This is a genomic window from Bacillus sp. FSL R10-2201 (assembly GCF_038008665.1).
In the GTDB taxonomy this organism is placed as follows: domain Bacteria; phylum Bacillota; class Bacilli; order Bacillales; family Bacillaceae_G; genus Bacillus_A; species Bacillus_A mycoides.
This window is the reverse complement of sequence record NZ_JBBOZP010000001.1, coordinates 4534419-4560696: the sequence shown is the minus strand read 5'-3', so window position 1 is coordinate 4560696 and position 26278 is coordinate 4534419. Positions and strand designations below refer to the sequence as shown.

Here is a 26278-nt window from a genome sequence, read left to right as displayed (position 1 = left end):
TGTAATTGATGAAAACAATAGAAATTAAAAGGATGAAAGAAGGGTGTTACATGGAGAATAAAAAAACATATTATATATCAGTTGGAAATGGTCAAATTTCGCAAGTGAAGACGGCGGATACGTATAATTTTGAAATTTATGCAAATGACGAAGAGATTACGGAGTTAAGAGAGTATTTTGATCAAGCGTATGAAGAGGACTTAGGTTCGTATGTACGCTCTCACGTTCCATTCGTTGAGTATCATCACGATTCGAATAATGATCGATATGATGAACAACTACAAAAAGCATATAAAATGATTTATGATCTAGGGAATCATGAAACGAAAGAATTAGTCGCACAAATGGGAATAATCAATGGATTGTAATTGGATAATATTATGCAGAAAAGCGAGAATATGCTACAATTTGTGGTAGGAAAAACTTGTAATCATCAATAGGGGAGTAATGGCATGTACAAATTTAAAGATTATTACCACAACACTGTACAATTATCGTTTGAACGTTACCCATTTTCTCCTGAGCCAAAGCATGTTTGGGTTGTATGCCGGTACGGGGATCAATGGTTATTAACGCATCATTTACGCCGTGGTCTTGAATTTCCAGGTGGTAAAGTAGAACTCGGGGAAACACCGGAAGAAGCGGCAGTTCGAGAAGTTCATGAGGAAACCGGCGGCATAGTTTCTGATTTAACTTACTTAGGGCAATACAAAGTATCCGGAAAAGACAAAATAATCATTAAAAACATTTATTTTGCAACAATTAGTGCGGTAGAGCAACATACGCATTACGAAGAAACGAAAGGGTCTGTGTTATTAAAAGACATTCCTGATAATATTAAAACTGATAGAAAATTTAGCTTTATTATGCGCGATGATGTATTAGCGCGTACGATGAAACATATAGAAGAAATCGGCTGTTTTACGAAGTAAAATGGCCGGTTTCTTTTTTTATGTTCAAAATGTAAATATATCTTTATATTATTTTGGGTATATTATACAATTTTGTAAAGATATATTTACATTTTAGGAGGTGAAAAGGTGGATAACAGAAAAGAAACAACTGTCTCTGTTTCAATGGTTAAATTAAATATTTATTCATTTTTTATAATATTTGCTCTGGCGATTGGAATTGGTTATTTACATGCGCTTTTTTCAGGTGAGTTTCAAATTGAAATTACATTGCCGATTATGTTTCTTTTGATTATTGGAATGATTATTCTCGTTTGTATTCATGAGGCAATACATTTAATTGGATTTCGTTATATCGGAGGTGTTCCGTGGAGTGAACTAAAATGGGGCGTCAATTGGAAATTAGGTGCTGCATATGCTCATTCTAAACAGGTGATTACAGTAAAGAAAATGAAGACAGTGTTAATGCTTCCGTTTTTACCAACTGGAATTTTACCAATTGTATTGGGATTAGCTATGAATCTGGAGCCACTCTCATTTTTAGGGATTCTACTAACAGCAGGTTGTATCGGTGACATTGCTTTATATAAAAAAGTTTCAAAGTTTCCAGATGATGCGCTAGTTAAAGATCATCCGAGCAAACCGCAGTTTACAGTATATGAATAATAAAGGAAGAGGAGGCATTTTTGAAAAATGGCCTCTTTTTTGTTTGTCAGCTTTTGTCGGTAAGCCGATGTTTCTTGTTGAATCGCTGATAAAGTGAAATTTCATTTACTATCGTCTTGTTTTTCTCTCCACCTCTAAAAACGAAAGCACCTCTAACAAATCATCCACCACACGTGAATGTTCAAAGTCACCCCAAAATGAATCTCTCTTCCAAACGCCAAGAATCCCTACTTGTTCAGAACCAAGCACATCATTTTCTGGATGGTCCCCAACGTAAAGGCATTCTTCTGCTTTTACGTTTAGCTTTTGTAAAGCCCGTTCGAAAATCTCAGGGTGAGGCTTTTTAATTCCTTCTGCTTCTGAAACAAGAATCGTGCTTGTATACGTATGTATGTTTAGTGCTCGAAGGTTGCTCATCTGAAATTTAGTAAAGCCGTTTGTAATAATACCAATTTTAATGTTTCGCTGTTTTAATTGTTGAAGTAGTTCATGCATGTTTTGGAAAGGAATACAATGATGTTGGAAGTTTGTAATGTAGTCGTGCAGCAGTTGCTCTTGCGTTAAAGTGGTAATGTTGTATTCGCAAAGGAGAGTGGAATATACCTTATCTTTCCACGTGTAACCATTATTGTCGAGTTCGAGAAAACGAGAGCAATACTCGAATTTTTCTATGTTTATCAAATGAAAGGCGAAGCGATTATATTGATCACGAATAAATTGCTCTAAAGATTGACGACGATCTAATAGTGTTCCATCTAAGTCAAATAAGACTGCTCGAATCATGGGAAACCTCCATACAGTTTTTATAATTAATTATCGCATATTCGTTAAAAAATGATTATGATATTTTTGTAGAATGGAATAATGGAGGGACGTATGAAGAAACTGTATGGCAAGTTAATGTGTTTTATGATTTCAATGGGCTTAGTAGCTGGATGTGATATGTCGGAGCAAACTTCGAAAAGAGAGAAAAAAGATGTGTGCGAAACGACAGAAGAATGCACACAAATAGGTGATAAAACACTTCAAAAAGTATATAAAAAGATAGATGGACTTTCAGAACTTGAAGTACTAGAGGATTATGATTTAGAAGGACATTCAAGTAACGATATGAAAGAAGCAGAAATGAAAAAAAAGGATGATGAAAATTATTTCTTTTTAGCTTCTTATTATATTGATGGTGATGAAATTGTAGATCCTTATTTCGATAAACTAGATCGCAAACGATTGAATAAGGCTTTTGCGGAGGATAAGGACGCGAAAGAAGAAGTATTAAAGCAACGTCAAGATAGGGATTATCATGAATCGTTATGGGAGATGTATAGCACGCTTATTCCTGCTAAGTATCGCACTGACATAAAAGAGTTTGATATGGTAACAGATGGATACGATGGAATTGTCGCTCATGTTATGCCGAGTATGGAGTATCCGAAAGAGTGGACCATTAGCTTAGATACGCTTGATTCTGCAGTAAATATCGATCAAGTGATGAAAACATTAATACATGAGACGGCTCACGTATTGACACTGGGACATAAACAAATACCAGTAAATGAAAAGTACTTAAAGGCTTTTGAAGAAGATAAAGATATTTCATCATACCAAAATAAATGTAAATCTCTTTTCTTACAAGAAGGATGTGCGAAGGAGAGCTCTTATATAAATCAATTTTATAATTCTTTCTGGAAACCAATTGACCAGGAGTGGACAGAAAAGAAAGTGGAAGAAAGCGAAGAAGCTCAAATTGAATTTTTTAAGGAAAAGCATGGTGAGTTTGTTTCACTGTATGGGACGACAAATGTAGCAGAGGATATTGCGGATACATTTACAGCGTTTATTTTACAAGATTCAAAAAAGGTGAAAGAAGGAACAGAATTAAAATATAAAAAAATTGCCTTCTTCTATCAATTCTCCGAGCTTGTAAAAATGAGAGCGGAAGTGTTAGCTGGGTTATATAATGTGTCGAAAACGATGGAACAACCAAGTGGACACTAATGCGAATTATGTGTTCGATATATTTTAGCCAAGGGAAAACGTGAAGAATTGTAGTTCTTTGCGTTTCTTCATGTTGATAAAATTGAAAATTCTGTCTTTTTTAAAAAAAGAAGAAGGAACTGAATCATTAAAATAGAATTAGTATAAAAACGTCACAAATTAGACACAATTATAATGCGCATAGTATAGGGGCTATAAGTTTACTCTCGAGGAGGTAATGAAACGTATGAAAACGATTCTTGCTGTTGCTGGTCTCATTTGGGTAATGTCTCACGGTTTTCCGATTTTTGAAGGGGAGCAAATTCGTAGTGCATTAAATAAAGAGTTTAATGATTATCATATTATTGATCGAAAAGATAATGTCGTTACGGTGCGTGTGAAAGATTGTTTCCATACAGTTACGGTTGCTAATGGGAATATTGCAGACGATTCGAAAATGTGTGATAAAAGGTAAGAGAAAGAAGCTGACTCTAGCATATCGCTCTAAGTCAGCTTTTTTTTCGTTTTCCAATAAGGAGTTTTTCAAATGCCTCGACAAATACATACATAAGAGTTGCGAGGACGCAAGTGAGCAATACACTGAGCAAGACGAGTGTGAAGTTAAAGACTTGGAATCCGTAGCTAATTAAATAGCCAAGTCCTTGTTTAGAAACGAGGAGTTCCCCGAAAATAACACCGACCCATGATAAGCCAACATTCACTTTTAACGTTGAAATAATTGCAGGGAAAGATGAAGGGAGAATAACGTGCTTATAGCATTGCCATTTATTTGCGCCAAATGTGTCCATGACCTTAATATAGTTGGAATCGACTTCTTGAAATGCGCTGTAAATAACGAGAATGGTAATGATGATAGAGATGATTACCCCCATTGCGATAGAGGATGAAATATTTGGACCGAAAATAACAATGATGATTGGACCGAGTGCAACTTTTGGCATTGCATTTAGGACGACGAGATAAGGATCAAGTACGCGGGCCAAAAGTGGCATCCACCAAAGGAGAGTAGCAATAATAGCTCCAAGTACAGTTCCGAGAATAAAACCTACTCCTGTTTCAAGTAATGTCGTCCATATGTGGACCAAAAGTGAACCGTCAATCCATTTCGTTAAAAAGAGATCCCAAATACTTGAAGGAGAACTAAAGAGTAAAGGATCAATCCATTCTTTTTTACTAGCTATTTCCCATAGTGCAAAGAAAAGAACAAGAAGTACAAGTTGTAAAGAGCGAGCTAACCATGCATGTTGTCTTTCTTTTTTTCGAAACTGTTCATGTAGTTGTTTTATATTATCCAAGTCGTTCCAGCTCCTTCCATATTTCTTGGAAGAGGGATGGGAAGTCATGGTGGTGGCGTGCTTCTAACGGCGATAAGGAACGGATACTTTCTGGGACGATGAATGTTTTTGCGATTTTTCCAGGGTTCGCCTGCAGTAAATAAATACGATCACTCATCGCAATTGCTTCTTCAATATCATGTGTCACAAGTAGGGATGTTTTCTTATAGTTACGTAGTAATGTGAAGACGAGATCTTCTAGTTTTAATTTTGTTTGATAATCAAGAGCGGAAAATGGTTCATCTAACAATAAAATTTTTGGGTCGGTCGCTAATGTTCGAACGAGTGCAGCACGTTGGCGCATACCACCGGATAGTTCACGAGGGTATTGCTGTTCTATATCATATAGGCCGACTTGTTTTAAAAGCTTTAATGTATGTTCTTTCGTATTTTCATCATAAACCTTCCGAATATGAAGTCCGAGCATAATATTTTCTTCAATTGTTTTCCACGGAAACAAGTAATCTTGCTGGAGCATATAGCCCATAGAGGGGGTCTTACTTGTAATCGGTTCACCATCTAAAAATACGATACCTTCAATTGGATCGAGTAGACCTGCGATGATGGAGAGGAGCGTTGTTTTTCCGCAACCACTTGGACCAAGGATTGAAATAAATTCGCCTTCGTCTACTTGCAAACTCATATCTTCAAGAATAAGTTTGGCATTTTCTTTTGCAAAAAAGCAGTGAGAAACGTTACGTATTTGTAAAAAGCTCATACACTTCGCCTCTATTTCTTAATAACGCTTTCGGCAATTTTTGTATTGACGAGCGCTTCATGTGGAACTTCTTTTTGTAATTCACCAGATTCTTTCATAATCGTTTGGAGTTGTTTCCATTCTGCATCATCTAATAATGGATTTGTCGCATAAGAATGTTGTTTTTTGTAGCGCTCAATTACTTTTACTGAAATGTCTTTTGAAGTGTCTTTAAATAGTGGTGAAACGGCATCGGCAATCTCTTCTGGACTATGTGTATCAACCCATTGCTGTGCTTTATATAGTGCGCGCGTGAATTTTTCTGCAGCAGCTTTATCTTTCTTTAAGAAACTTTCTTTTGCCATAAACGTTGTATAAGGGACAGTACCAGATTCAGCTCCGAAAGACGCGACGATATAACCTTTTCCTTCTTTTTCAAGTATACTTGCAGTCGGTTCAAAGAGCTGTACAAATTCTCCCGTACCAGATGCAAAGGCATTTGCAATATTAGCAAACTCGATATTTTGAATTAAGTTCGTATCTTTGCGAGGGTCAATGCCATTTTTCTTTAAAACGTATTCACCAACCATTTGCGGCATGCCGCCTTTACGCTGTCCTAAAAACGTAACGCCTTTTACGTCGTTCCAATTAAAAGAGTCTAATTTTTTACGGGAAACTAAAAATGTGCCATCTGTTTGTGTAAGCTGTGCAAAATTAATGACAGGATCTTTTGCTCCTTGTTGATGAACATAAATAGACGTTTCTGAACCAACGAGAGCAATATCAATTCCGCCAGATAAAAGGGTGGTCATCGTTTTATCTCCGCCAGCTGTTGTTTGTAAGTCAATATTTAAGCCTTCATCTTTAAAAAATCCTTTTTCAATTCCAACATATAATGGTGCGTAGAAAAGAGAGTGTGTAACTTCGCCAACGCGAATTTTTTGAGCTTGTTCTTTCGTACTTTCCTTTGTACTACTACAAGCAGCGAATGTGAAAACAGCTAGTAACATGATGCAAAAAACGGTTATTAATTTTTTCACTATATGACACCTCCTAGAAGTCAATCTACAAGCATAATATGTAGGTAAGTGCCCATATGTGAGTATATATAGCAGGAATTTTTTGGGTAGTAAAGAAGTACAAATATAAGGGGTGATAAAATGGATTACGAATACGATGATAGCGTACATTTACATCTTGATTATTTCGGAACTGAATGTGATATGGAATCGATTGCTTATAAGAGGAAGCATGAAGACGTGTGGGATGTGTATTTTAATTTTGGAGTATACGGTCTTCAGAAAGAGGAGATAGAGACAGGTCGGTTTATGGACGAATATGCTGGTTATTACGTTTTTTCTGTACATGCTCGTGATTTGAGCTGGGAATTTGGAAGTGCTCAGTTTGAGGAATGGGTTTTGAAGAACCGTATAGTAGAAAGAACGCTTCAAAAATAGGGAGGAATTTTGTATTTGAATTTCTCATCTTATTGCTTATTTGCGTAATTGGAATTTACATCATGCAAGTGCTTACTTACCGATTCGCAAAGAAAAATATTCATAAATATAAGGAAATGAAATGGATTTATATGTGGCTAGACATGACTATGAAAAAGGGTCCGAGATTAGATTTGTTTGATTTTGTACTTATAGTAATCGTAAGTATCATATGGAAAATATGGATGCTTCCTCTTGTATAGTAAACATGCTAATCATCGTATCCTAATAAATAACGAGAAGAACCTGTCACACGACAGGTTCTTCTCTATTTGGAGCATGTAGTGTTACATGGAAAATCCAATATATACGACAAATTACGACAAAGGGATTCATACATATTTGTTATTCTATTAAAGGTCATTATTTGTAATGTATATATAGGAGGATTTTTTAATGTTAAAAAAATTATTATTATTTTTACTTACGGGCTTATGTGTAGTTGTTTTAACAGCTTGTAAAGATGAAGAGGAAAAGCTGAAGGTAGCGGAAGAACAGAAAATAGATGAGAAGAAAGTTGAAGAAGATAAGAAGGTAGAAGAGGAAAGCAAACAAGAAGAGCAGCAAAAGGAAGAGGAAGAAAAACGTAAGCAGGAAGAGCAGCAAAGAGTAGAGGAAGAGAAACGTAAGCAAGAAGAGCAACAAAAAATAGAAGAAGAAAAGCGTAAGCAAGAAGAGCAACAAAGAGTAGAGGAAGAAAAACGTAAGCAAGAAGAGCAGCAAAGAGTAGAGGAAGAGAAACGTAAGCAAGAAGAGCAGAAGGCTCAGCAACAGCAGTCGGCACAACAAGAGAGAACACAGAAACAAGAAAAAACAACAGAAGCAAGAGGTGGGAAACCGACAAGATCACAAATTTCGGTTGGTTCACATGTAGTTATTCAATTAGATAAAGATTATAGTAAAACAGTGAGCGGTGTTGTGAAAGATATTTTAACAAACACGGAAACACATACGTACGGAATTAAAGTCCGATTACAAGATGGACAAATTGGCCGTGTTCAAAGTGTTGGATAAATAAAAAAAGAGGTCGTCCATTTTTGGACGACCTCTTTTTTTATTATGCTTGACTAGTGCGGAAAAATGGAAGCTTCTGCACAGCGTAAACTAACCCGTATGCAAGAATTAAGCACATAAGAGGGTTAATGAAAAATCCGTAGCGATTAATCGCTAAGAATAAGTTTGAGAAGATGATGTAAATAACAGAACTTGCTACTAGCATCATAACGCGCTTATGCTTAAATGAATTTAGCATGAAACAGAAACTGCTCAAGAATGTGCCTATGATGAAGACTCTATGACACATTTGCATAAATTTATGAATATGGTATTGGTCTACAGCAGGAGCTGTTTTGAATAACTCAATTGTTTTACCGACAGTGAACCAAGAGAACCAATATGTGAAGTCCGTTTTAAATCCATTTTTGATTAAATCTTTTGCATATGCATTTTTATCATCTAAGCCCTGGGCTTTCATTTGGTTAACTACATTTTCATAGCCAATTTTGTTAAATGGATCTGCACCGGCAATTAATGGGTCCGCACCTTGGGTTGAGAATAAAATAAATTGATTGAACGCTAAATAGTTACGAACAACCCAGGCACCGATAATAAAGAACGGGCCAATGAGCCATAATAATCCAATTCGAATTGAGTCTTTAAATCCATATGTGAACAAGACGACAAGAACAGGAATGAGCATCATTGGAGCTGGATTTGGGCGGAACATAAGTAAAATGGAAACAACAATTCCAAACCATATATGGAATTTTGCTTTATTGTATTTCCATGCGAGAACAAATACATACACGCTTAACGATAATAAGAATATTGAAGGAACTTCTGTTAGTAATGTACGGAAGTATGTATAGTTACTTGGATAAATAGCATATAAAATACTTGCGACAATTCCATAAATATTCTTTTCAAATAACTCTTTCCCTATTAAGAATACTAATAACACTGTGCCGAGGTTCAGTATCATATTAATAACAGTTGCCACGTAATAGTAAGGAAGTGATGTAACATCAGAAATAATCATAGCGCCAGCTAATAATAGCGGCTGACCTGGTGTGATGTATGCATTTTTTCCAGGAACTTCACTAGGCTCCAAATAAACATATCCGAAGACACCGTGTTTTAGTAACTGTTCAGCTGTTAACGAATAGTTGAACGCATCATTTGCACCATATGTTACTTTGACTACCTCTCCATTTAATCCTGGTTGTTTTACTAGACAAAAAACGTGCAACAGGAAAGAAAGCGCCAAAATTACATATACCGCTTTAGGCAAATTTTTAAACTTATTTAACAAAAATGAGCAGCTCCTTTTTTATTAATTCTTTCTTATTTTCATGATAAAACCCTAATAGCATTAAGGTTTTCCAAAACATAGTTATTATATCATAAAGTGGAATGAAGGAATTTAGTTTTTTTAGAATGGATAGTTGGTATTCCAAAATTAACTGTTGATTAAGGGAGAATTAAGAAACTACAGTTATAGTAGAATCCAGTGTGAAGACGAAATGCATGAAGTATGTTATCTTAATAGAAACTGTTTTTACGGTGCGGGGTGAAATTAATAAACAGAAAAGAGGGAGTGAATTGAGGGATAATTATTCATTTCATCAGCCAAGAAGAAGTATATTAATTTCGGCGGTTTTAAGTGGTTTAGTAACCTTATATATTGTACCCACACTTTTCTTGATTTTAAAATATTTTAGTTTAGATGCGATGAAAGATATGTTAAATCAAAAAATTGTTTTAAGTATAATGACAATTTTGATGTGGGTTGTACTATTGTATGTTGCGCATTTGAATAAAGATATTGTTAATAAATTTAAACGGATTATTAGGATTTATATTAGAATGTTTTTAGTAGCGCATGTGGTTACTTTGCTTTTTATCTTCACGCAAAATAATATGAATCTCGTAAATACACTGAATTGGATTTACAATTATAACGCACAGTTTATATTTAGTTTAATTGTAATTTATGCGATATATGTTTTGGTGTATAACGTGCTTGGGAAAGTTTTTTTGAGTACTATTTTGACAAGCATTTTGCTAATCATTTTGGTTATTGTAAATCACTTCAAAATTGTTTTTAGGGGAGACCCACTATATCCTTCTGATTTTACACAGATTGGACATATGCAATCTGTTATACCAATGGTGATGGATTATTTTAGTTGGGGTTATATTCTTCTCGTTATTGTAAGTGTTGTTGTCTGTATTTTGGCGGGTATGTATGTGAGGAAGTATATTCAAAATGTAAAAGTTCATGCAGGCGTACGAGTTCTATTTATAATAGGATCCGTTTTTATTTTATATGTGTATGGTAATTTTACGAATACGTTTATGAATAAATGGTTTCAAAAGTCAGGTATAGAGTTCGTTTTGTGGAATCAAAATGAAAATTATGCTTCAAATGGTTTTGTGCTAGGATTTATAAGTAATTTAGATACGACAGTCATTGAAAAGCCGAAAGATTATTCAAAAGAAAATATGCTTCAAATAGCAAACGATATAAAGAAACAATATAGTAGCAATATAGGGGCGCAGAAGCAAAAAGAGAAACCGAATATTATTTTTGTAATGAGTGAATCGTTTTGGGATCCAACGAAGTTAACGAACCTGTCCTTTAGTGAAGATCCTTTACCTAATTTGCATCATTATATAGAAAGTTTTCCTGGTGGACAAACTATTTCTCCTGCATTTGGAGGAAATACTGCAAACGTTGAATTTGAGGCATTAACGAGTTATTCAATGAGTTTGTTAAAACCAGGCTCTATACCATATCAGCAAGTCGTTACAAATAAGAAAGAAATTCCATCAATTCCTCGAGCATTGAAAAAAGAAGGGTATTATACAAGTGCAATTCATTCGTTCGGTCGCTCATTCTTTAAACGGGATGATGTATATAAAGTGTTAGGATTTGATAAGTTTAATGCACAAGATACGATGGAAAATGTAGAAGTTGATGGAGATTATATTAGCGATCTATCTATGAGTAAAGAGATAATAGCTGAATTAGAGAAGCAAAAGAAACCTACGTTTGTTCATGCAGTTACGATGCAAAATCATTTTCCATTTACAGAAGGAAGATTTGGTGAAAATCAAATAGAGATTAGTGGATTAGAAAATGAAGAGTCGAAGGCTGAATTAGAGACTTATACAGAAGGGTTAAGACGTTCAGATGAAGCTCTTCAATATTTAATAGAGGAGCTAGATAATTTAGATAGACCTACATTATTAGTATTCTTTGGGGACCATCTCCCATCACTAGGAACAAATAAATCTCTTTATAAAGAGACTGGTTATATAACAAATGAAAAAACGCCAAGTGAACGATTAGCGATGGCGCAAACGCCGTTATTAATGTATGCAAATTTTGATATGCCAAATGACAATTTAGGTTTAGTAAGTCCAATCTATTTTTCAAATCTTGTCTTTGATTATGCTGGATTAAATAAGGTACCGTTCTATCAATTTTTATCGAAGTTATATGGAGAAATTCCCGTACTTCGTGATGAATTGAAGATAGGAAAAGACGGAGAAGCAATAAAAAGTTTAACAGAAAAACAAAAAGAAATGTTAAAGCAATATGAGTTTATTCAATATGACTTACTCATCGGAAAGCAATATAGTAAGGATATATTATTTAAATAGGCGACAAAAAAGAACTTGTATACGATACAAGTTCTTTTTTCATAGTATTTAACGGGATAACCAGACAAGCTAGGTTTAGGGAGTATTACTTGTACATTTAGTATAAATTAAAATAGAGTCGTTTTAATAATTGATTTGTGAGAAGTATGTGAATTTTTCATCTAGTATATAATTGGACAATTTGTTTAATTTTAATAGAATCAGTTCCAGATTTGTTATTAATTTTTAGTTTGCAATTATTTGTTGTATGGATTTATAAACAAACAAGATTTCGAGTTGTTAGTATTTATACGTTTAACGATGAGCGTGTTTATTTTTTATCTATTCTTTGTATGACTATTGTTCCAACTCTTCATTTTTTCCGCATTATCGTTTTATTTTTAATGGAAGAGAAGAATAAGTCATATGTGGAATTTGCTCGTGCAAAAGGTAGTTAAGAAAAAAGAATTTGCCGTAAGGGCAAATTCTTTTTTTACTGTAAAGGAACTATGAATTTAAAAATTTTATCAGTTCCTTATTTAATTCATCCGCTTGATCGATTGGAGAGCCGTGGCCACTATTTGTAAGAGGATATAGTTCAGAGTTTTTAATTCGCTCTTTTGTTAGCTCAGCACTTTTATAAGGGATGAGTTGGTCGTGAACACCGTGGAATATTTTTGTTGGGACGTTAATTTTACTTAAGTCTTTCGTTACGTCTTCGTTTGCAGCAGCTTGCAAAATTTTGATGAGAGCATAAGAAGCGGACTGCATACCGAGATAAGAAAACCATTCTAACGTGGCAGCGCCTAAGTTTCTATTAAAAAATGATAAAGATACATCACTTAGAAACTTAGGTGAATTTACATACATTTGAGCAATCAGAGCATCTGCTTGTTCTTTCGGTACGCCGTAAGGGGATTCTTGGTTTTTCACGAAAGAAGGAGAGACAGCATCCACTAATGCAAGTTTGGAAATACGACGCCCATTATATCGTGACATATACCGAATAGAGAGAGCGCCACCGACTGAGAAGCCGACTAACGTAGCATTTTCTATTTGAAGTGCATCTAATACAATTGCGATATCATCAGCTAAACGATCATAAGTGTAACCAGTCCATGGTTTATCAGACTGTCCGTTTCCTCGTATATCCATGGCGATGCAGCGGAAACCATGTTGTGGTAAGATATTAAATTGATATTGGTACATTTGATGATTTAAAGGCCAGCCATGAACGAAGAAGACAGGTTTACTTCCAGGGCCTGGGTTAATATCCTCAACAAAAATGTGTACATCTTTTTCCACTGTAACGAACATGATGTATCCTCCTCATGCATTTTAGTAGGCTCTCTCCCAAAATCGCTGTTTTGTCATTGCCTGAATAAATTCATTCGCAAGTAAGATAGGATTTTGTTCTGTTATAACGCCAGGTTTTCCTTCGATGTTTAAAGATTGAACAATAGTAGTTCCATTTTGGAAAGCGCCAATTGGCTTAAAGTGATTATACGATTCTACGACGAATGAACTTGCCTTGTTAAGAAAATGATCATTAATATTTCCGCCAATAAGAAGTAGCCCATCATAAAGAAGTGGTGATCCTGTTAAGAAAGTATCATTCACTTCCCACTGTCCATTTTGAGAGCCTTGCACAAAACCTAATCGTTCGGAAATAATAACGGGCTGAAGACCGGCTTGTTTGAATTGATTTATAATATATTGTGCGTTTTGACCGTCATATCCGTTTGCGACAATGACGCCTACTCGTAATGTATTTGGGCTGAATGTTGTATGTTCCATACTTAGTGCTGGTGAGGATTTTGTAACATTTGATTCTTGAACATTTGGCACTGTTGCCCCGACTGCTTCAGCTACTAAAGTAGCTAATTCTGTACTTATATGACCAATCATACCTACGACTTGTTGGCGAACTGATTTACTTTTTACTTTTCCTAATTCAAAGGAAAAGGCCTGCATAATATGGATTTTTTCGACGTGGCTCATACTATTCCAAAATAAACGGGCTTGTGAGAAATGGTCTTTAAAACTAGCGGCTGTTTCTCTTGTTTTATGTCCAGAAACAGTAGAAGGATATGTAACGAAACCGCCTTTCGTACCAGGTACAGTAAAGGGAGAGTTATTAGCTAAAGAGTTATTATGGTAAGCGACTTTTCCTTTATCAATTATATATTTAGACGCACCATCTCTTTGATTGTTATGAAAAGGACATACCGGACGATTAATCGGTAACTCTTGATAGTTTGTACCGACGCGTGCTAATTGTGTATCTGTATAAGAAAAGAGTCTACCTTGTAAGAGAGGATCATTTGTAAAATCGATACCGCGGACGATGCTTCCAGGGTGCAGTGCGACTTGTTCTGTTTCCGCAAATACGTTATCAACGTTTCGGTTTAACGTCATTTTTCCGATGATCTTAACAGGGAAGTCTTCTTCCGGCCAAATTTTTGTTGCATCTAATATATCGAAATCGTATTTAAATTCATCCTCTTCTTCTAAAATTTGAACGCCAAGTTCGTACTCAGGGTAGTTTCCGGCATTAATATTTTCCCATAAATCACGGCGATGATAATCTGGATCAGCGCCACCTAGTTTTTGAGCTTCATCCCAAATTAACGAGTGAACGCCAAGCTTTGGCTTCCAGTGGAATTTTACGAATCGTGACTTCCCATGTTTATTAACTAAACGAAATGTATGAACGCCGAACCCTTGCATCATTCGAAAACTTCTCGGAATTGTGCGATCCGACATAATCCACATCATCATCGCAGCTGATTCTTGATTATTGGCGATAAAGTCCCAAAAAGTATCGTGTGCTGTTTGTCCTTGGGGAATCTCATTATGTGGCTCTGGTTTAAGAGCATGAATAAGATCCGGAAATTTAATACCATCTTGAATGAAGAAAATCGGAATGTTATTACCCACTAAATCGAAATTTCCTTCCTCTGTATAAAACTTAACAGCGAATCCTCGTACATCTCGGTTCGTTTCATTTGCACCTTTTGATCCAGCAACTTCAGAAAAACGAATAAAAATAGGTGTCTTTTTAGATGGGTCTTGTAAAAAATGAGCCATTGTTAAGTCTTCTAAAGAATCATATAGCTCAAAAACACCATGTGCTCCGTAACCGCGGGCATGAACGACTCTTTCAGGAATTCGTTCACGGTCAAAATGAGCGAGTTTTTCTCGCATCAGGAAATCTTCTAAAAGTGTAGGACCACGATCGCCGGCGGTTAAAGAGTTTTCATCATTTGAAATTTTGACACCCGTATTCGTTGTCATCTCTTTTCCTTCATTGTTTTTCGTAAAGGATTGTAACTGTTCTATCTTCTTATTTTCACGACCGTCCATATAAAGCACCTCCCATATTATACGTATTATTGTTCATGGTTTTTATGCTTACATATGGTATGGGGAAGTATATTATCTATGGATTGATTTTCCTCATTTGTTCAATTTATCTTTGTTTGTCTATGAAAATCATTTATTATAATAAATGGTATTCTTTTGAAGGGGTGTTGAAGTGGAAGAGAGTTTTCTATCAGCTAAAGAAGAAAAGAAAAACGCTAAGATTTTCTTATGGGTAATACATGTTATGTTAATTGTATACGAGGTTGCATACGCGATTATATTAGAAGATACAATGCCTTTAGCAAATTGGCATAAAGGGATATGGAAGCTTGCATATATTATGGCTATATTAGGTATTAGTGTTTACTTATTTGAGAGAGAAAAAGCATATTTAGTTAAATATACATATTTATTTGCATACATGATCGCAGAGACTTTTAATATTGGATGGTATGCTTTTCATAATACAATAGCATTTGATGAAGGGAATGTAATTGAATATATTTTCATTTTCTTCGTACCGATCTTTTTGAGTAAAAGATATTTATTTGTCTTAGCGCCATTCCTTATAGGGAAATATATGATATACCTATTTGTATTTGGAGAACTTAACCTGTTTATGTCTCTTGTTATAAATATGGTGTTACTTTTCGTGTCATTTATTATTTTAAATCGATTTTTACAATATCTTTCAGCAGTAAAGGGACGTATTGCAGAGGCAAGTCAGTCACAAAAATTGGCGGTTATCGGAAAAATGGCAGCGACAGTCGGACATGAAATTAAAAACCCACTTGCTTCATTAAAAGGGTTTACGCAATTACAAAAAGAGAAACACGAAAAAGATGCAACATATGAACAAATGATTCTTGAAATCGAAAATATGAATAATATGATTAGTGAATTAATGGAGGTTGCTGCATGTAAACCTTCTGTTTATGAAAAACACATTGTAAGTGATGTTTTAGTACAAGCGGTAGAAAACATGCGCGGAAAAATGAACGAGTTAAATATAAATTGTACCTTTAATGAAGAGCAAAATAGAAGCGAAATTGAATGTGATAAACGCAAATTAAAAGGAGTATTTTTGTATATTATTAAAAATGCTTTAGAGGCAATGGAACATGGCGGAACATTAAAAATACAAGTTGAAAATAAAAAAAGAGATTATGTAATAGTAAGTATAGTAGATAGTGGTTTTGGGATAAAAAAGGATAATTTAGGACGAGTTAAGGATGCTTTTTATACAACGAAGCAAGATAGAATTGGATTAGGTCTTACGGTAGCAGAGCGAATTGTGACAGAGCACCTTGGAGAATTACACATTTCTAGTGAAGTAAAGAAAGGAACGAGAGTAGAAATACTGCTCCCGAAAAAATGTGAGCGCAATGTGACACAAGATTAAGAGGTGTTGTTAAAGGAGTTATCATATGGAAAAAGGAAATATATTTGAAAAAGAAGAGATAAAGGCATTAATAATATTTTTAAGCTTATTCTTCGTTATATTTTTTGCGTATGATTTTGCTGAAAAAGCTATTGTCCTTTTATCAGATAAAAATCAAAAACTAGCAGATGCTTTTGGAGAAGGATTAGGTTTATGGCTATATAGTTTTATGGTTGGATTATTCTTTATAGGACTTTATTTTATGAAATGGAAAAAGCCGTATATTGTGAAGTATATTATTTTAATTGGCTATAATATATTGGATTTTATTAATAACTTCATTATTTATTACGGAAGTGATGCGGAATTTGATGGCGGGAATATAGTAGAAGGATTCTTTATTTTATTTGCACCAATATTTGTGAATAAGAGGTACTTTTGGTTAGTTGCGGGAACTATTGTTGGAAAATATGCACTTATGGGATTCGTTGTTCAATCCTTTATTGTTCTTATCCCAATAGCATTATATAGCGTGTTTGTTATTATATGTTGGATTATATTTTTAAGATTCCAATCTTACGTTCGTACACTTGAAATGATGGATAAAGAAATACGAAATGTAGAGAAATTAGCAATGGTTGGAAAAATGGCGACAGTAATTGGCGATAAGATTAGAAGACCGTTAGAAAAATTGAAAAAACTTGTGAATAAGCAAGCGAAAAAATATCCAGAAGATAAAATTTATAGTGAAATTATGAGACAGGAAGTAGAGCGAATTCATACAATTGCTACAGAACTAAATGGGTTTGAGAAATCTAAATCGGTAGAATCCGAAACGTATAATATTAAAGAAATCATCTCTTATGTTATCAGGGTTATGGAAAAGCCAGCTTTAGAACAAGGAATAAAAATGCATGCTATTTATAGTAAAGATATACCATCAATTACATGTGAGGAAAAACGATTGAAACAAGTATTTTTTAATTTAATAAAAAATGCGATTGAAGCAATGTCAGTTGGCGGAACTATTACTGTAAAAGTTATAGTGGAAGATGTGATCATTGTTCAAATTATAGATGAGGGATGCGGCATTCCGAAAGATAAAATTCCGAAGCTAAATGAAGCTTTTTACACAACGAAAGAAACTGGAACAGGCTTAGGATTAGTAGTTACGGAAAAAATTATTAAAGATCACCACGGTAAATTGAACTTTGAAAGTGAAGTTGGAGTTGGAACGACTGTTGAGATTATGTTGCCGATTTAATTATAGTGGGATATTTTAAAAAGGGGAAATCACTTTCTTTAGAGTGATTTCCCTTTTCAGTGTGGAAGGAAGTACGGAATTTTAATAAACGGGATGTTTACAACATTGACAAACTGTACAAATTCACAATCCAAAATATGGGTGTTTTAAAGCGAGAGTATATAATAAATTTGTCTGTTATTTGTTTTAATTTATTTGCAATTTTTTTGGCCTCGGCATCGAGGTCCTTTTTGTAAATGAATGATTTGTAAGTGTGGATTATATATCAGTGATTAGAAAAATAGAATATACAGAACTTGCCGTAATCCCGGGGGTAATATAAAGAGATATCGCATCCCCCCTCGAAAACAGGTTTCCGGTTGTAATACTAGTCCAAGTTACAGTGGCAGGTCCAGGTGCTGGAGTAGGGTTATACACTTGAGGTTGTCTAGAGCCAATATCCGTAGGTTTAATTGAAAATGTCATAGTTCCCGTAATTTTATCTGTAGTAGTTAAAGTAATAGTAGATAGGATGTAACTAGAGGTCGGGGCAGAGAGGTTTGTTGGGACATTCCTGCAAATATCAATCGTATAAACAGCAGCGGGTAAGTTATTAATATTTATAGATGTAGCAAAACCAACTATATTTCCAGCTCCAGCAGTTACATACGGAATAACGTTAGAATCAATTCCTGGAGAACCTGCTATACGTTGAAACCCAGCATTCGTCCCTTGAAAAACAATACTTTTCGCTGTTGAACTACCAGCAGGTCCAGTAGTCCCGGTAGAACCAGTGGCACCAATAGTTCCGGTAGCTCCGGTAGAACCAGTGACTCCGGTAGTTCCGGTAGCTCCAGTAGAACCATTGACTCCAGTAGTTCCAGTAGTTCCAGTAGTTCCGGTAGCTCCGGTAGAACCAGTAGAACCAGTAGAACCAGTAGAACCAGTAGAACCAGTAGTTCCGGTAGAACCAGTAGTTCCGGTAGAACCGGTAGAACCGGTAGAACCGGTAGAACCGGTAGAACCAGTAGTTCCGGTAGAACCGGTAGAACCAGTAGAACCAGTAGATTCGGTAGGACCACCTTCTACCAATACGATATAATCTTGAGACACATTCGGAAATCCTTGAGGTGCATCTTTTTTTACAACATAGCCGCTACTCGTGTAAGTGACAACTTGTCCCGTTTTATAGTTAGGAGCGGCTGCTAGACTAAAAGCGGTAGTACTTTGCAAACCGGCCCCGGTAGGCCCGGCATTGCCAGTAGGTCCAGTAGCGCCAGTAGGTCCAGTACTGCCGATAGAACCGCTGTTGCGTCTACCGTCACAACTAAAGCAATTGCGTTGGTACATATATTATCTCCTTTCTATATTTTTGAAAATCTAGTTTTAAAAGTAGAGCTACTATATATATATTGTAGATTCTATATTTTGTGTGGTGGATCGTATTGCGTATATAGATTTTAAAAATAGGGGAGGTGTTATTAGTTTTATAACCACCAGGTCTCCTGCGGAATCAAAGTAACATCTACATCAAAATTCTCTTTAAACCAATCATACATCAATGTCTCTTTCACTAAATATTCAGAGGCAGAGTGTGACAAACCGATGAGTGACATATTTGTTTCTTTCGCATAATCCATAATGAGTGAGTATTTATGCCTACCATAATCATTGTCGATATGGCAATGGATTTCTCCTGTAATAAATGATTAAGTTATTGTTCTATTTCTTTTAAGGCTGGCATGTTTGATAATCCTCCTTAAGATAGTTCTTACTTTGTTAGTTGTTTTTGTTTTTTATGGAAAAATAAGAAGCGGATAGGAAACAAATAAAACCTAGAATCCAGCCAATAGAAGGAGAATAGGGAAGTATATGTTGTAATACCATTCCGCTAGAAATAAAAAAGCTACCTAATAGACCTAAGAAAATGAGATATCGTTGTAGTTTGAACATCAGTGATACAACCTCCTTTATCACGCATTAACTGCCCGTAAAAGCCTGATTGGCGAGGGCTAATAATCAGAAGGGGATGGATACCTCCCTGATTAAAGTTTCACTTTATCACATATATTTTATAGTAGTCTTAATTTTCCGCATATAAAATTCAAGAAAAATGGTGGTACAATATATAAATGATACGAGAAGAGAGGATGTAGGTTAACACATGTACGTTACTGTAACAGAGGCAGCATATAAAAAGATTATGGATACGATTCCAAGTGAAACGAAATATATAAAGTTATTTTATGATAATGAAGGTTGCGGTTGTGTTATGAGCGGGATTATTGATTTAGTAGCCGTTTCAGAGAAAGATGAGCGCGATGTAGATATCGAATCAAGCGTACTAAACTTTATTGCAGATCGCACAAAGCTTGTATTTATGGATGATAAATTAACAGTTGATTGGCATGAAGTTGGAGGAACTTTCCAGCTGAAGAGCCCAAGCCAGTTTTATAATCCGAATATGAAGTTACATGTTCGAGTATAATGAAGAGAGAAGGAGTATATAATATGCTCCTTTTTCTTATGGATTTTTTCACATAATGAAATGTACATATAGTTGAATTTTCTGTATAATTCTCTTTGCGGAGGGGGTTGCGCATGAAAAGATGGGGAATTGAGTTATCAATTTTAAGTGTCGTTATTATTTGGGGGATTAACTATACGATTGCGAAATATGGACTTTTAGAATTTACAGCAATTGAGTTTACTGCAGTTCGAATGATGACAGCAGCACCACTACTGTTATTACTTACGTTCTTTATCGAAAAGTCACTTTATATGGAGCGAAAAGATATACCAAGATTAATCATCGTTAGCGTTGTAGGTATTGTACTGTATCAAACGTTATTTATGGAAACTGTAAAATACACATCCGCTACAAATGCTTCTTTACTCATATCTATTTCACCTATTTTTACAACTTTATTTGCGATTTTCTTGAAACAAGAAAAATTTTCTTCTCGAAAGTTAGTTGGTTCCATGATTGCCTTTATTGGTGCTACATTAGTTTTAGTAGCGGGGCATTCACTCGCTAGTTCTTTATACGGAAATGGGATTGGACTTATTACATCAATATGTTGGGGACTTTATCCCGTTTTAGCAGGGCCGCTTATTAAAAAATACTCAGCATTACGTGTTACTGCATGGTCGACATTAGTTGGAGCGATTCCGCTCTTATTGTTAAGTGGTCCACATGTATTTGTCATGCCATTTCACATTACACACGGAATGACACTATTTGCTTTACTATATTCTATTTTCTTTGTAACAGTATTCGGTTTAGTCATGTGGTATGTTGGTGTTCAAAAAATTGGTGCGTCACATACGATGGTATATATGTATATTACGCCGCTTGTAGCTGTTTTATTTGCAGCTGTATGGGCAAATGAATATGTATCGTTTCAACAAATAATTGGTGGAATCATCATTTTCTTCGGTCTATGGTTTGTGAAATCAGAGAAAGTAGAAGCTAATTCTATCGTGCAAGAACCTATATCAAAATAGGAAAACAGATCACCTATGATCTGCTTTCCTATTTTTTTATTTTTGGTAAAAATACGAGGAATAAAATGGCAGTAATAAGTGGGATTAAATTAAGAAAAGGAATGCGGAAGAGTGTAATAAGAATAATACCTGGAAGAAGAACACCGAGGACAGCATAGAAAATACTATGTTTTTTCGTGTACCAATACAAGGAAAGTCCAATAAGTGCAGGAACAATGAGATGAATGAGAGCCATTAAAAAATAAATCATTAGACGCCCCCTTTATTTATGTGCTTATTACATCATATCCGTATGTTCATAGATTGATATCAATTTTTTCATAATTGGACGAAAATGTTTTGAAAAACGTCACATTTATGAGGGATTCTATATTAGAAATCTTGTATAATATTATTTCCTAAAAGCATTTTAACAACATAAACATACCGTTTATGTTGTTTTTAATTTGAATGAAATAGATTTTAAGTAGTATGGACTCGAAAGAAATGAGTTATACAGCTTTTGTTGGATAAATATAAAAAACATTGAAGGGGAGTACAGCATGATTAGTTTGTCATTAAAATCGTTTAAAGTTCAATCATATTATCTACTAGGTATTCTGTTATTAGGCTGGATGTTAACACCGTTTTCAGCACATTTTCTAGGTGCAGGAATTGGACTTATTGTAAGCATGTATTGTGTTTGGATTTTAGGAAGGCGTATCGAAAAGCTTGGAGATAGTATAGTAAAGAAGACGAAAGCGCCGACGCTTGGTATGTTTAATCGCTTTGCAGCTGCAATTTTGGGTGCTATTATCATGTACGAAATTGAGCATCATATGGTAATGTGGGCATTTGCAGTAGGTATTCTGGGTGGTTATTTCTTAATCGTTATTAATTTAGGGTATTATAGTATGAAGGATGAGGAAGAATTAACGAAGGGCTGAAAAAGATAAAAAGATGAAAAGCCTCTTTTTAGATGGAATAGAGGATCCAGCGGTGGATAGAAGCGGTTAGGGCCTTTTTTAGCCACATGCGGTGCGAAACCAGAGCGAGGTAGTGAGCAGGAATATAATTTATATGTTCGAAGCCGTAATTTGTATATATGAAAATCTGGTTATTTAAATTGAAAATTGGCTTACTCTGGAATAAGGGATCCGGCGATGGATAGTACAACAGGAAGCGTAACTTTGTATAAAATATAGGTTTCCGCTTCCAATAAGTTAATATGAAATCACTTAGTAGTATGACTCTTAGGTTCTTTAAAAAAGTTGGATACAATACAACAAACTATTCCGGTAATTAGAATAATGTATTTTATCGTTTCACTTGTATGCTCAAATAAATTAACGTTAAGCATTACAAGTCCCCAAAACATTTGAATCGCTCCATAACTGAATAAAATTTTTCCTGTACGAGAAAAATTTTTCATGGGTCTCACCCTTTCCTTTATATGTAAAATATATCATAGGAAACTACAAACGAATGATTATAAAATGAATTTTCTGTAAGTTTATGGGTATTGGTATGCAATAGATGAAGAGATTAAAGTTTCACTTTATATAAGATATAGAAAGAAGCTTACGTTTTTAACGTAAGCTTCTTTTTTATGTAAGTGTGTGTAACCGTTAAGCCGCATTGGGTTTTGTCGGTGAGTACGCGGAACTTTACGGTTACACGACACTTATTCATATGAGTAAAAGGGTTATTCCAACAGAAAATTTGTAATTAAGCGATTGGACCGCCTAAGTTAATAATAGCTTCAGAAACGCTGTCGAATTTTTTGAAGTTTTCTTTAAATTCGTTTGCAAGCTCAATTGCTTTCGCCTTGTAAGCATCTTTATCAGCCCAAGTTTGTTCAGGCATTAATACTTCATCAGGTACACCTGGAACATGACGAGGTACTTCAAGGCCAAAGATGTCGTGTTTTGCAGTTTCAGCTTTAGCAAGTTCACCGCTTAGTGCTGCTTGAATCATTGCACGAGTGTAACCTAAGTTCATACGTTTACCAACGCCGTATTCGCCACCAGTCCAGCCAGTGTTTACTAAGAATACTTTCGCATCATGTTTCTCGATTTTTTCACCAAGCATTTCAGCATAACGAGATGCATCAAGCGGTAAGAACGGTGAACCGAAGCAAGTAGAGAATGTAGCTTGCGGAGATGTAACACCGCGCTCTGTTCCTGCTAGCTTACTAGTGTAACCGCTTAAGAAATGGTACATAGCTTGCTCTTTTGATAACTTACTGATTGGAGGCAATACGCCAGATGCATCAGCAGTTAAGAAAATAATTGTATTTGGATGTCCTGCAACACTTGGCAGTACGATATTGTCAATCGCATGCATAGGGTATGCAGCACGTGTATTTTCTGTTAAAGTAGTATCGTTATAGTCAGCGATGCGTGTTTGACCATCAATGACAACGTTTTCTAAAACTGAACCAAATTTGATTGCATCGAAGATTTGTGGTTCTTTCTCATGAGAAAGGTTTACACATTTTGCATAGCAACCGCCTTCAATATTGAATACACCGTTATCAGACCAACCGTGCTCATCGTCACCGATTAATTTACGGTTTGGATCAGCAGATAATGTTGTTTTGCCTGTTCCAGATAAACCGAAGAATAGTGCTACGTCGCCTTCTTCGCCTACGTTTGAAGAGCAGTGCATAGAAAGAATGTCTTGTTCAGGTAGTAAGAAGTTCATAATAGAGAAGATTGATTTTTTCATTTCTCCAGCATATTCTGTACCACCGATTAGTACGATACGTTTTTCGAATGAAACCATAATGAATGCTTCAGAATTTGTACCGTCAATTGCTGGATCTGCTTTGAAGTTTGGTGCAGAAACAATTGTGAACTCTGATTCGTGAGTTGCTAATTCTTCTTCATTTGGACGAATAAATAATTGATGTACGAACAAATTATGCCATGCATATTCGTTAACAACTTGAATTGGTAGGCGATAGTTGCGATCAGCGCCAGCAAATCCTTTGAAGATGAATAACTCTTCTTTTTCTTTTAAGTATTCTAAAACTTTTATATATAATTTATTAAAATGTTCTTCAGAGATCGGTTGGTTCACGGCTCCCCAAGCAATTTTGTCAGCAACCGATGCTTCCTTCACAATAAATTTATCCTTAGGAGAACGTCCTGTGTATTTTCCTGTTGAAGCAGAAACGGCACCAGTAGAAGTTAATTTCCCTTCGTTTCGCATTAATACTTTTTCCACTAATTGCGGAACACTTAATTGAATCTGTGCATTGCTTCCGTTCAATAATTCATGTAAACCAATTTGGACATTCACAGTACTCATATTTATATACCATCCTTTTCATTTAATGAAATATTTCTCGTAATCCCCATCAATAGTATAACACAATTATATAAATAATGTATACTATTTATTTATTTTTGTTTGTGTGAATGTATCATTTCCCTATTAATATTTCATTCTATGGGTATTGAGAAAAACTTTCAGGAAAATGTGAATATTAATTGACAAATGAATATCATTTCTTTAGTATAGGTTGGGACGGATACTCTCTTATCCCGAGCTGGCGGAGGGACAGGCCCGATGAAGCCCAGCAACCTCATTTGTAGTGGTAAATACAGGTGAATAGGTGCTAAAACCTGTGCGAGGCTAACGGTCTCGAACGATAAGAGCAAAGGGCAAAAAGCAGTATGCAAGTAGCAAATTAAACCTTTCCTCTATGTTAAGTAGGAAAGGTTTTTCTGTATGCTTGTGTGGGAGAATAAATGTATGTCGCAGTTTGTGGCAAATTAAGGATGAGTTCCGTACAATATATACAATTACTGTAGGGAGGTTTACCACATGACAAAAAAACGTCATCTGTTCACATCTGAGTCTGTAACTGAAGGACATCCAGATAAAATTTGTGACCAAATTTCTGATTCAATTTTAGATGCGATCTTAGCAAAGGACGCAAATGCACGTGTAGCTTGTGAAACAACTGTAACAACTGGTTTAGTATTGGTAGCGGGGGAAATTACGACTTCTACTTACGTAGATATTCCAAAAATCGTTCGTGAAACAATTCAAGGCATTGGTTACACACGCGCAAAATACGGATTCGATGCAGAAACTTGTGCAGTTTTAACATCTATCGATGAGCAATCTGCTGACATCGCTATGGGTGTTGACCAAGCACTAGAAGCACGCGAAGGTCAAATGACTGACGCTGAGATTGAGGCAATTGGTGCGGGAGACCAAGGTTTAATGTTTGGCTTCGCATGTAATGAAACACAAGAATTAATGCCACTTCCAATCTCGCTTGCTCACAAATTAGCTCGTCGTTTAACTGAAGTACGTAAAGATGACACATTAACATACTTACGTCCGGATGGAAAAACGCAAGTTACAGTTGAGTATGATGAAAATGGTAAACCTGTACGTGTGGATACAATTGTAATTTCTACACAACATCATCCAGATGTTACGTGGGAAGAAATCGATCGCGATTTAAAAGAGCACGTAATTAAAGCTGTAGTTCCAGCAGAATTAATGGATGGAGAAACGAAATTCTTCATTAACCCAACTGGCCGCTTCGTAATTGGTGGACCACAAGGTGATGCTGGTTTAACAGGACGTAAAATCATCGTTGATACTTACGGTGGATACGCTCGCCATGGCGGTGGTGCATTCTCTGGTAAAGATGCAACGAAAGTTGACCGTTCTGCAGCATATGCAGCTCGTTATGTTGCGAAAAACATCGTAGCAGCTGGTCTTGCTGACAAAGCAGAAGTACAACTTGCATACGCAATTGGCGTAGCACAACCAGTATCAATTTCAGTTGATACATTAGGCACTGGTAAAGTATCTGAAGACGTATTGGTAGAACTAGTTCGTAACAACTTCGATCTTCGCCCAGCTGGTATTATTAAAATGCTAGACTTACGTCGCCCAATTTACAAACAAACAGCAGCTTACGGCCACTTCGGACGTACTGATGTAGATCTTACATGGGAACGTACAGACAAAGCTGCAGCTTTAAAAGAGCAAGCTGGTCTATAATATATGAAAAAAAGCTTTGCGC

27 protein-coding genes, 1 pseudogene and 1 riboswitch are annotated in these 26278 nt (G+C 35.5%); of the genes and pseudogenes, 16 read left to right on the top strand and 12 right to left on the bottom strand.

The features are described 5' to 3' along the window. Window positions 1–50 precede the first annotated feature (50 nt). From NSQ69_RS23625 to NSQ69_RS23615, 3 genes are all read left to right on the top strand, one after another. On the top strand, window positions 51–368 hold the full coding sequence (locus tag NSQ69_RS23625; protein WP_002089150.1) for a hypothetical protein: 318 nt from the start codon (window positions 51–53) through the stop codon (window positions 366–368). Window positions 369–452: 84 nt separating this feature from the next. Beyond that, entirely contained in the window at window positions 453–932 is a 480-nt protein-coding gene (gene mutTA / locus NSQ69_RS23620) for an antimutator 8-oxo-(dGTP/GTP)ase (protein WP_002015736.1), read from the top strand. A 108-nt stretch (window positions 933–1040) separates the two neighbouring features. Beyond that, window positions 1041–1577, top strand: coding sequence for a DUF3267 domain-containing protein (locus tag NSQ69_RS23615; protein WP_050000943.1), 537 nt, complete (start codon window positions 1041–1043; stop codon window positions 1575–1577). Between the two features lie 108 nt (window positions 1578–1685). Here NSQ69_RS23615 and NSQ69_RS23610 read toward each other — a convergent pair whose 3' ends face one another. Further along, a complete protein-coding gene (locus NSQ69_RS23610; protein WP_002143495.1) occupies window positions 1686–2360 on the bottom strand; it encodes an HAD family hydrolase in 675 nt (224 codons plus the stop codon). A 93-nt stretch (window positions 2361–2453) separates the two neighbouring features. Between NSQ69_RS23610 and NSQ69_RS23605 the strand changes: the two genes are divergently transcribed. Further along, complete coding sequence (locus NSQ69_RS23605) at window positions 2454–3572, top strand: hypothetical protein (RefSeq protein ID WP_002129569.1); 1119 nt, start codon at window positions 2454–2456, stop codon at window positions 3570–3572. Between the two features lie 226 nt (window positions 3573–3798). Then, entirely contained in the window at window positions 3799–4026 is a 228-nt protein-coding gene (locus NSQ69_RS23600; protein ID WP_002129567.1) for a hypothetical protein, read from the top strand. 34 nt (window positions 4027–4060) lie between these two features. On the opposite strand, the gene NSQ69_RS23595 is transcribed toward NSQ69_RS23600, so the two are convergent. Genes NSQ69_RS23595 through NSQ69_RS23585 form a run of 3 tightly spaced genes read right to left on the bottom strand, consistent with a single transcriptional unit; the run spans window position 4061 to window position 6643 of the window. After that, window positions 4061–4867 (bottom strand): ABC transporter permease, encoded by an 807-nt coding sequence (locus NSQ69_RS23595; RefSeq protein WP_002129566.1) that lies wholly within the window; start codon window positions 4865–4867, stop codon window positions 4061–4063. Next, the gene (locus tag NSQ69_RS23590; protein WP_002015726.1) at window positions 4860–5624 is read right to left on the bottom strand and encodes an ABC transporter ATP-binding protein; all 765 of its coding nucleotides are present in this window, start codon (window positions 5622–5624) and stop codon (window positions 4860–4862) included. Before NSQ69_RS23590 ends, NSQ69_RS23595 begins: the two co-directional genes overlap by 8 nt. 11 nt (window positions 5625–5635) lie before the next feature. Beyond that, on the bottom strand, window positions 5636–6643 hold the full coding sequence (locus NSQ69_RS23585) for an ABC transporter substrate-binding protein (protein ID WP_002089139.1): 1008 nt from the start codon (window positions 6641–6643) through the stop codon (window positions 5636–5638). A gap of 120 nt (window positions 6644–6763) precedes the next feature. Here NSQ69_RS23585 and NSQ69_RS23580 point away from each other — a divergent pair, with 120 nt between their 5' ends. From NSQ69_RS23580 to NSQ69_RS23570, 3 genes are all read left to right on the top strand, one after another. Further along, entirely contained in the window at window positions 6764–7060 is a 297-nt protein-coding gene (locus NSQ69_RS23580) for a DUF3986 family protein (protein ID WP_002089138.1), read from the top strand. After that, window positions 7015–7302, top strand: a complete 288-nt coding sequence (locus NSQ69_RS23575; protein ID WP_048517045.1) for a hypothetical protein — start codon at window positions 7015–7017, stop codon at window positions 7300–7302. Before NSQ69_RS23580 ends, NSQ69_RS23575 begins: the two co-directional genes overlap by 46 nt. 193 nt (window positions 7303–7495) lie before the next feature. Then, window positions 7496–8113 carry a YwbE family protein gene (locus NSQ69_RS23570; RefSeq protein WP_050000947.1) on the top strand — a complete coding sequence of 206 codons (618 nt, stop codon included), beginning with the start codon at window positions 7496–7498 and terminating at the stop codon, window positions 8111–8113. Between the two features lie 43 nt (window positions 8114–8156). On the opposite strand, the gene NSQ69_RS23565 is transcribed toward NSQ69_RS23570, so the two are convergent. Beyond that, a complete protein-coding gene (locus NSQ69_RS23565; protein WP_063226024.1) occupies window positions 8157–9410 on the bottom strand; it encodes a glycosyltransferase family 39 protein in 1254 nt (417 codons plus the stop codon). 290 nt (window positions 9411–9700) lie between these two features. Here NSQ69_RS23565 and NSQ69_RS23560 point away from each other — a divergent pair, with 290 nt between their 5' ends. Together NSQ69_RS23560 and NSQ69_RS23555 are read left to right on the top strand one after the other, a co-directional pair. Continuing rightward, entirely contained in the window at window positions 9701–11767 is a 2067-nt protein-coding gene (locus NSQ69_RS23560) for an LTA synthase family protein (protein ID WP_002129556.1), read from the top strand. 152 nt (window positions 11768–11919) lie between these two features. Continuing rightward, a complete protein-coding gene (locus NSQ69_RS23555) occupies window positions 11920–12204 on the top strand; it encodes an ABC transporter permease subunit (RefSeq protein ID WP_307838869.1) in 285 nt (94 codons plus the stop codon). Between the two features lie 49 nt (window positions 12205–12253). Here the strand turns inward: NSQ69_RS23555 and NSQ69_RS23550 are convergent, their stop codons facing one another. Then, window positions 12254–13063, bottom strand: a complete 810-nt coding sequence (locus NSQ69_RS23550) for an alpha/beta fold hydrolase (RefSeq protein ID WP_341099737.1) — start codon at window positions 13061–13063, stop codon at window positions 12254–12256. A 21-nt stretch (window positions 13064–13084) separates the two neighbouring features. Further along, entirely contained in the window at window positions 13085–15112 is a 2028-nt protein-coding gene (locus NSQ69_RS23545) for a catalase (protein ID WP_003193647.1), read from the bottom strand. A gap of 172 nt (window positions 15113–15284) precedes the next feature. Here NSQ69_RS23545 and NSQ69_RS23540 point away from each other — a divergent pair, with 172 nt between their 5' ends. Both NSQ69_RS23540 and NSQ69_RS23535 read left to right on the top strand, forming a co-directional pair. Beyond that, a complete protein-coding gene (locus tag NSQ69_RS23540; RefSeq protein WP_243514043.1) occupies window positions 15285–16514 on the top strand; it encodes an ATP-binding protein in 1230 nt (409 codons plus the stop codon). A gap of 25 nt (window positions 16515–16539) precedes the next feature. Continuing rightward, window positions 16540–17757 (top strand): ATP-binding protein, encoded by a 1218-nt coding sequence (locus NSQ69_RS23535; protein WP_002143485.1) that lies wholly within the window; start codon window positions 16540–16542, stop codon window positions 17755–17757. Window positions 17758–18015: 258 nt separating this feature from the next. Here the strand turns inward: NSQ69_RS23535 and NSQ69_RS23530 are convergent, their stop codons facing one another. Next, a complete protein-coding gene (locus NSQ69_RS23530) occupies window positions 18016–19086 on the bottom strand; it encodes a collagen-like protein (RefSeq protein ID WP_341099733.1) in 1071 nt (356 codons plus the stop codon). 137 nt (window positions 19087–19223) lie between these two features. Next, window positions 19224–19445: pseudogene (locus NSQ69_RS23525) on the bottom strand (Nif3-like dinuclear metal center hexameric protein); the annotation flags it as partial. A 455-nt stretch (window positions 19446–19900) separates the two neighbouring features. Between NSQ69_RS23525 and NSQ69_RS23520 the strand changes: the two are divergent. Then, a complete protein-coding gene (locus NSQ69_RS23520) occupies window positions 19901–20224 on the top strand; it encodes an iron-sulfur cluster biosynthesis family protein (RefSeq protein WP_002089124.1) in 324 nt (107 codons plus the stop codon). 113 nt (window positions 20225–20337) lie between these two features. Beyond that, the gene (locus tag NSQ69_RS23515) at window positions 20338–21243 is read left to right on the top strand and encodes a DMT family transporter (RefSeq protein ID WP_002167515.1); all 906 of its coding nucleotides are present in this window, start codon (window positions 20338–20340) and stop codon (window positions 21241–21243) included. Between the two features lie 28 nt (window positions 21244–21271). Here the strand turns inward: NSQ69_RS23515 and NSQ69_RS23510 are convergent, their stop codons facing one another. Beyond that, window positions 21272–21493: a hypothetical protein gene (locus NSQ69_RS23510; RefSeq protein ID WP_002034446.1), complete on the bottom strand. Its 222-nt coding sequence runs from the start codon at window positions 21491–21493 to the stop codon at window positions 21272–21274. Window positions 21494–21785: 292 nt separating this feature from the next. On the opposite strand from NSQ69_RS23510, the gene NSQ69_RS23505 reads away from it, so the two are divergent. Beyond that, window positions 21786–22169, top strand: a complete 384-nt coding sequence (locus NSQ69_RS23505; RefSeq protein WP_002129542.1) for an ATP synthase subunit I — start codon at window positions 21786–21788, stop codon at window positions 22167–22169. Window positions 22170–22456: 287 nt separating this feature from the next. On the opposite strand, the gene NSQ69_RS23500 is transcribed toward NSQ69_RS23505, so the two are convergent. Both NSQ69_RS23500 and pckA read right to left on the bottom strand, forming a co-directional pair. Further along, window positions 22457–22654: a hypothetical protein gene (locus NSQ69_RS23500; protein WP_002089120.1), complete on the bottom strand. Its 198-nt coding sequence runs from the start codon at window positions 22652–22654 to the stop codon at window positions 22457–22459. A 296-nt stretch (window positions 22655–22950) separates the two neighbouring features. Then, window positions 22951–24537, bottom strand: a complete 1587-nt coding sequence (pckA, locus tag NSQ69_RS23495) for a phosphoenolpyruvate carboxykinase (ATP) (protein WP_002089118.1) — start codon at window positions 24535–24537, stop codon at window positions 22951–22953. Window positions 24538–24765: 228 nt separating this feature from the next. Continuing rightward, window positions 24766–24887, top strand: a riboswitch (SAM riboswitch). Between the two features lie 169 nt (window positions 24888–25056). On the opposite strand from pckA, the gene metK reads away from it, so the two are divergent. After that, entirely contained in the window at window positions 25057–26256 is a 1200-nt protein-coding gene (metK, locus tag NSQ69_RS23490) for a methionine adenosyltransferase (protein ID WP_078203695.1), read from the top strand. Window positions 26257–26278 lie beyond the last annotated feature (22 nt).

Coding starts and splice junctions, on each gene's coding strand:
- NSQ69_RS23625 (WP_002089150.1), top strand. CDS start 51: ATGGAGAATAAAAAAACATATTATATATCAGTTGGAAATGGTCAAATT.
- mutTA (WP_002015736.1), top strand. CDS start 453: ATGTACAAATTTAAAGATTATTACCACAACACTGTACAATTATCGTTT.
- NSQ69_RS23610 (WP_002143495.1), bottom strand. CDS start 2,360: ATGATTCGAGCAGTCTTATTTGACTTAGATGGAACACTATTAGATCGT.
- NSQ69_RS23605 (WP_002129569.1), top strand. CDS start 2,454: ATGAAGAAACTGTATGGCAAGTTAATGTGTTTTATGATTTCAATGGGC.
- NSQ69_RS23600 (WP_002129567.1), top strand. CDS start 3,799: ATGAAAACGATTCTTGCTGTTGCTGGTCTCATTTGGGTAATGTCTCAC.
- NSQ69_RS23590 (WP_002015726.1), bottom strand. CDS start 5,624: ATGAGCTTTTTACAAATACGTAACGTTTCTCACTGCTTTTTTGCAAAA.
- NSQ69_RS23580 (WP_002089138.1), top strand. CDS start 6,764: ATGGATTACGAATACGATGATAGCGTACATTTACATCTTGATTATTTC.
- NSQ69_RS23575 (WP_048517045.1), top strand. CDS start 7,015: ATGGGTTTTGAAGAACCGTATAGTAGAAAGAACGCTTCAAAAATAGGG.
- NSQ69_RS23570 (WP_050000947.1), top strand. CDS start 7,496: ATGTTAAAAAAATTATTATTATTTTTACTTACGGGCTTATGTGTAGTT.
- NSQ69_RS23550 (WP_341099737.1), bottom strand. CDS start 13,063: ATGTTCGTTACAGTGGAAAAAGATGTACACATTTTTGTTGAGGATATT.
- NSQ69_RS23545 (WP_003193647.1), bottom strand. CDS start 15,112: ATGGACGGTCGTGAAAATAAGAAGATAGAACAGTTACAATCCTTTACG.
- NSQ69_RS23535 (WP_002143485.1), top strand. CDS start 16,540: ATGGAAAAAGGAAATATATTTGAAAAAGAAGAGATAAAGGCATTAATA.
- NSQ69_RS23530 (WP_341099733.1), bottom strand. CDS start 19,086: ATGTACCAACGCAATTGCTTTAGTTGTGACGGTAGACGCAACAGCGGT.
- NSQ69_RS23520 (WP_002089124.1), top strand. CDS start 19,901: ATGTACGTTACTGTAACAGAGGCAGCATATAAAAAGATTATGGATACG.
- NSQ69_RS23515 (WP_002167515.1), top strand. CDS start 20,338: ATGAAAAGATGGGGAATTGAGTTATCAATTTTAAGTGTCGTTATTATT.
- NSQ69_RS23510 (WP_002034446.1), bottom strand. CDS start 21,493: ATGATTTATTTTTTAATGGCTCTCATTCATCTCATTGTTCCTGCACTT.
- NSQ69_RS23505 (WP_002129542.1), top strand. CDS start 21,786: ATGATTAGTTTGTCATTAAAATCGTTTAAAGTTCAATCATATTATCTA.
- NSQ69_RS23500 (WP_002089120.1), bottom strand. CDS start 22,654: ATGAAAAATTTTTCTCGTACAGGAAAAATTTTATTCAGTTATGGAGCG.
- pckA (WP_002089118.1), bottom strand. CDS start 24,537: ATGAGTACTGTGAATGTCCAAATTGGTTTACATGAATTATTGAACGGA.
- metK (WP_078203695.1), top strand. CDS start 25,057: ATGACAAAAAAACGTCATCTGTTCACATCTGAGTCTGTAACTGAAGGA.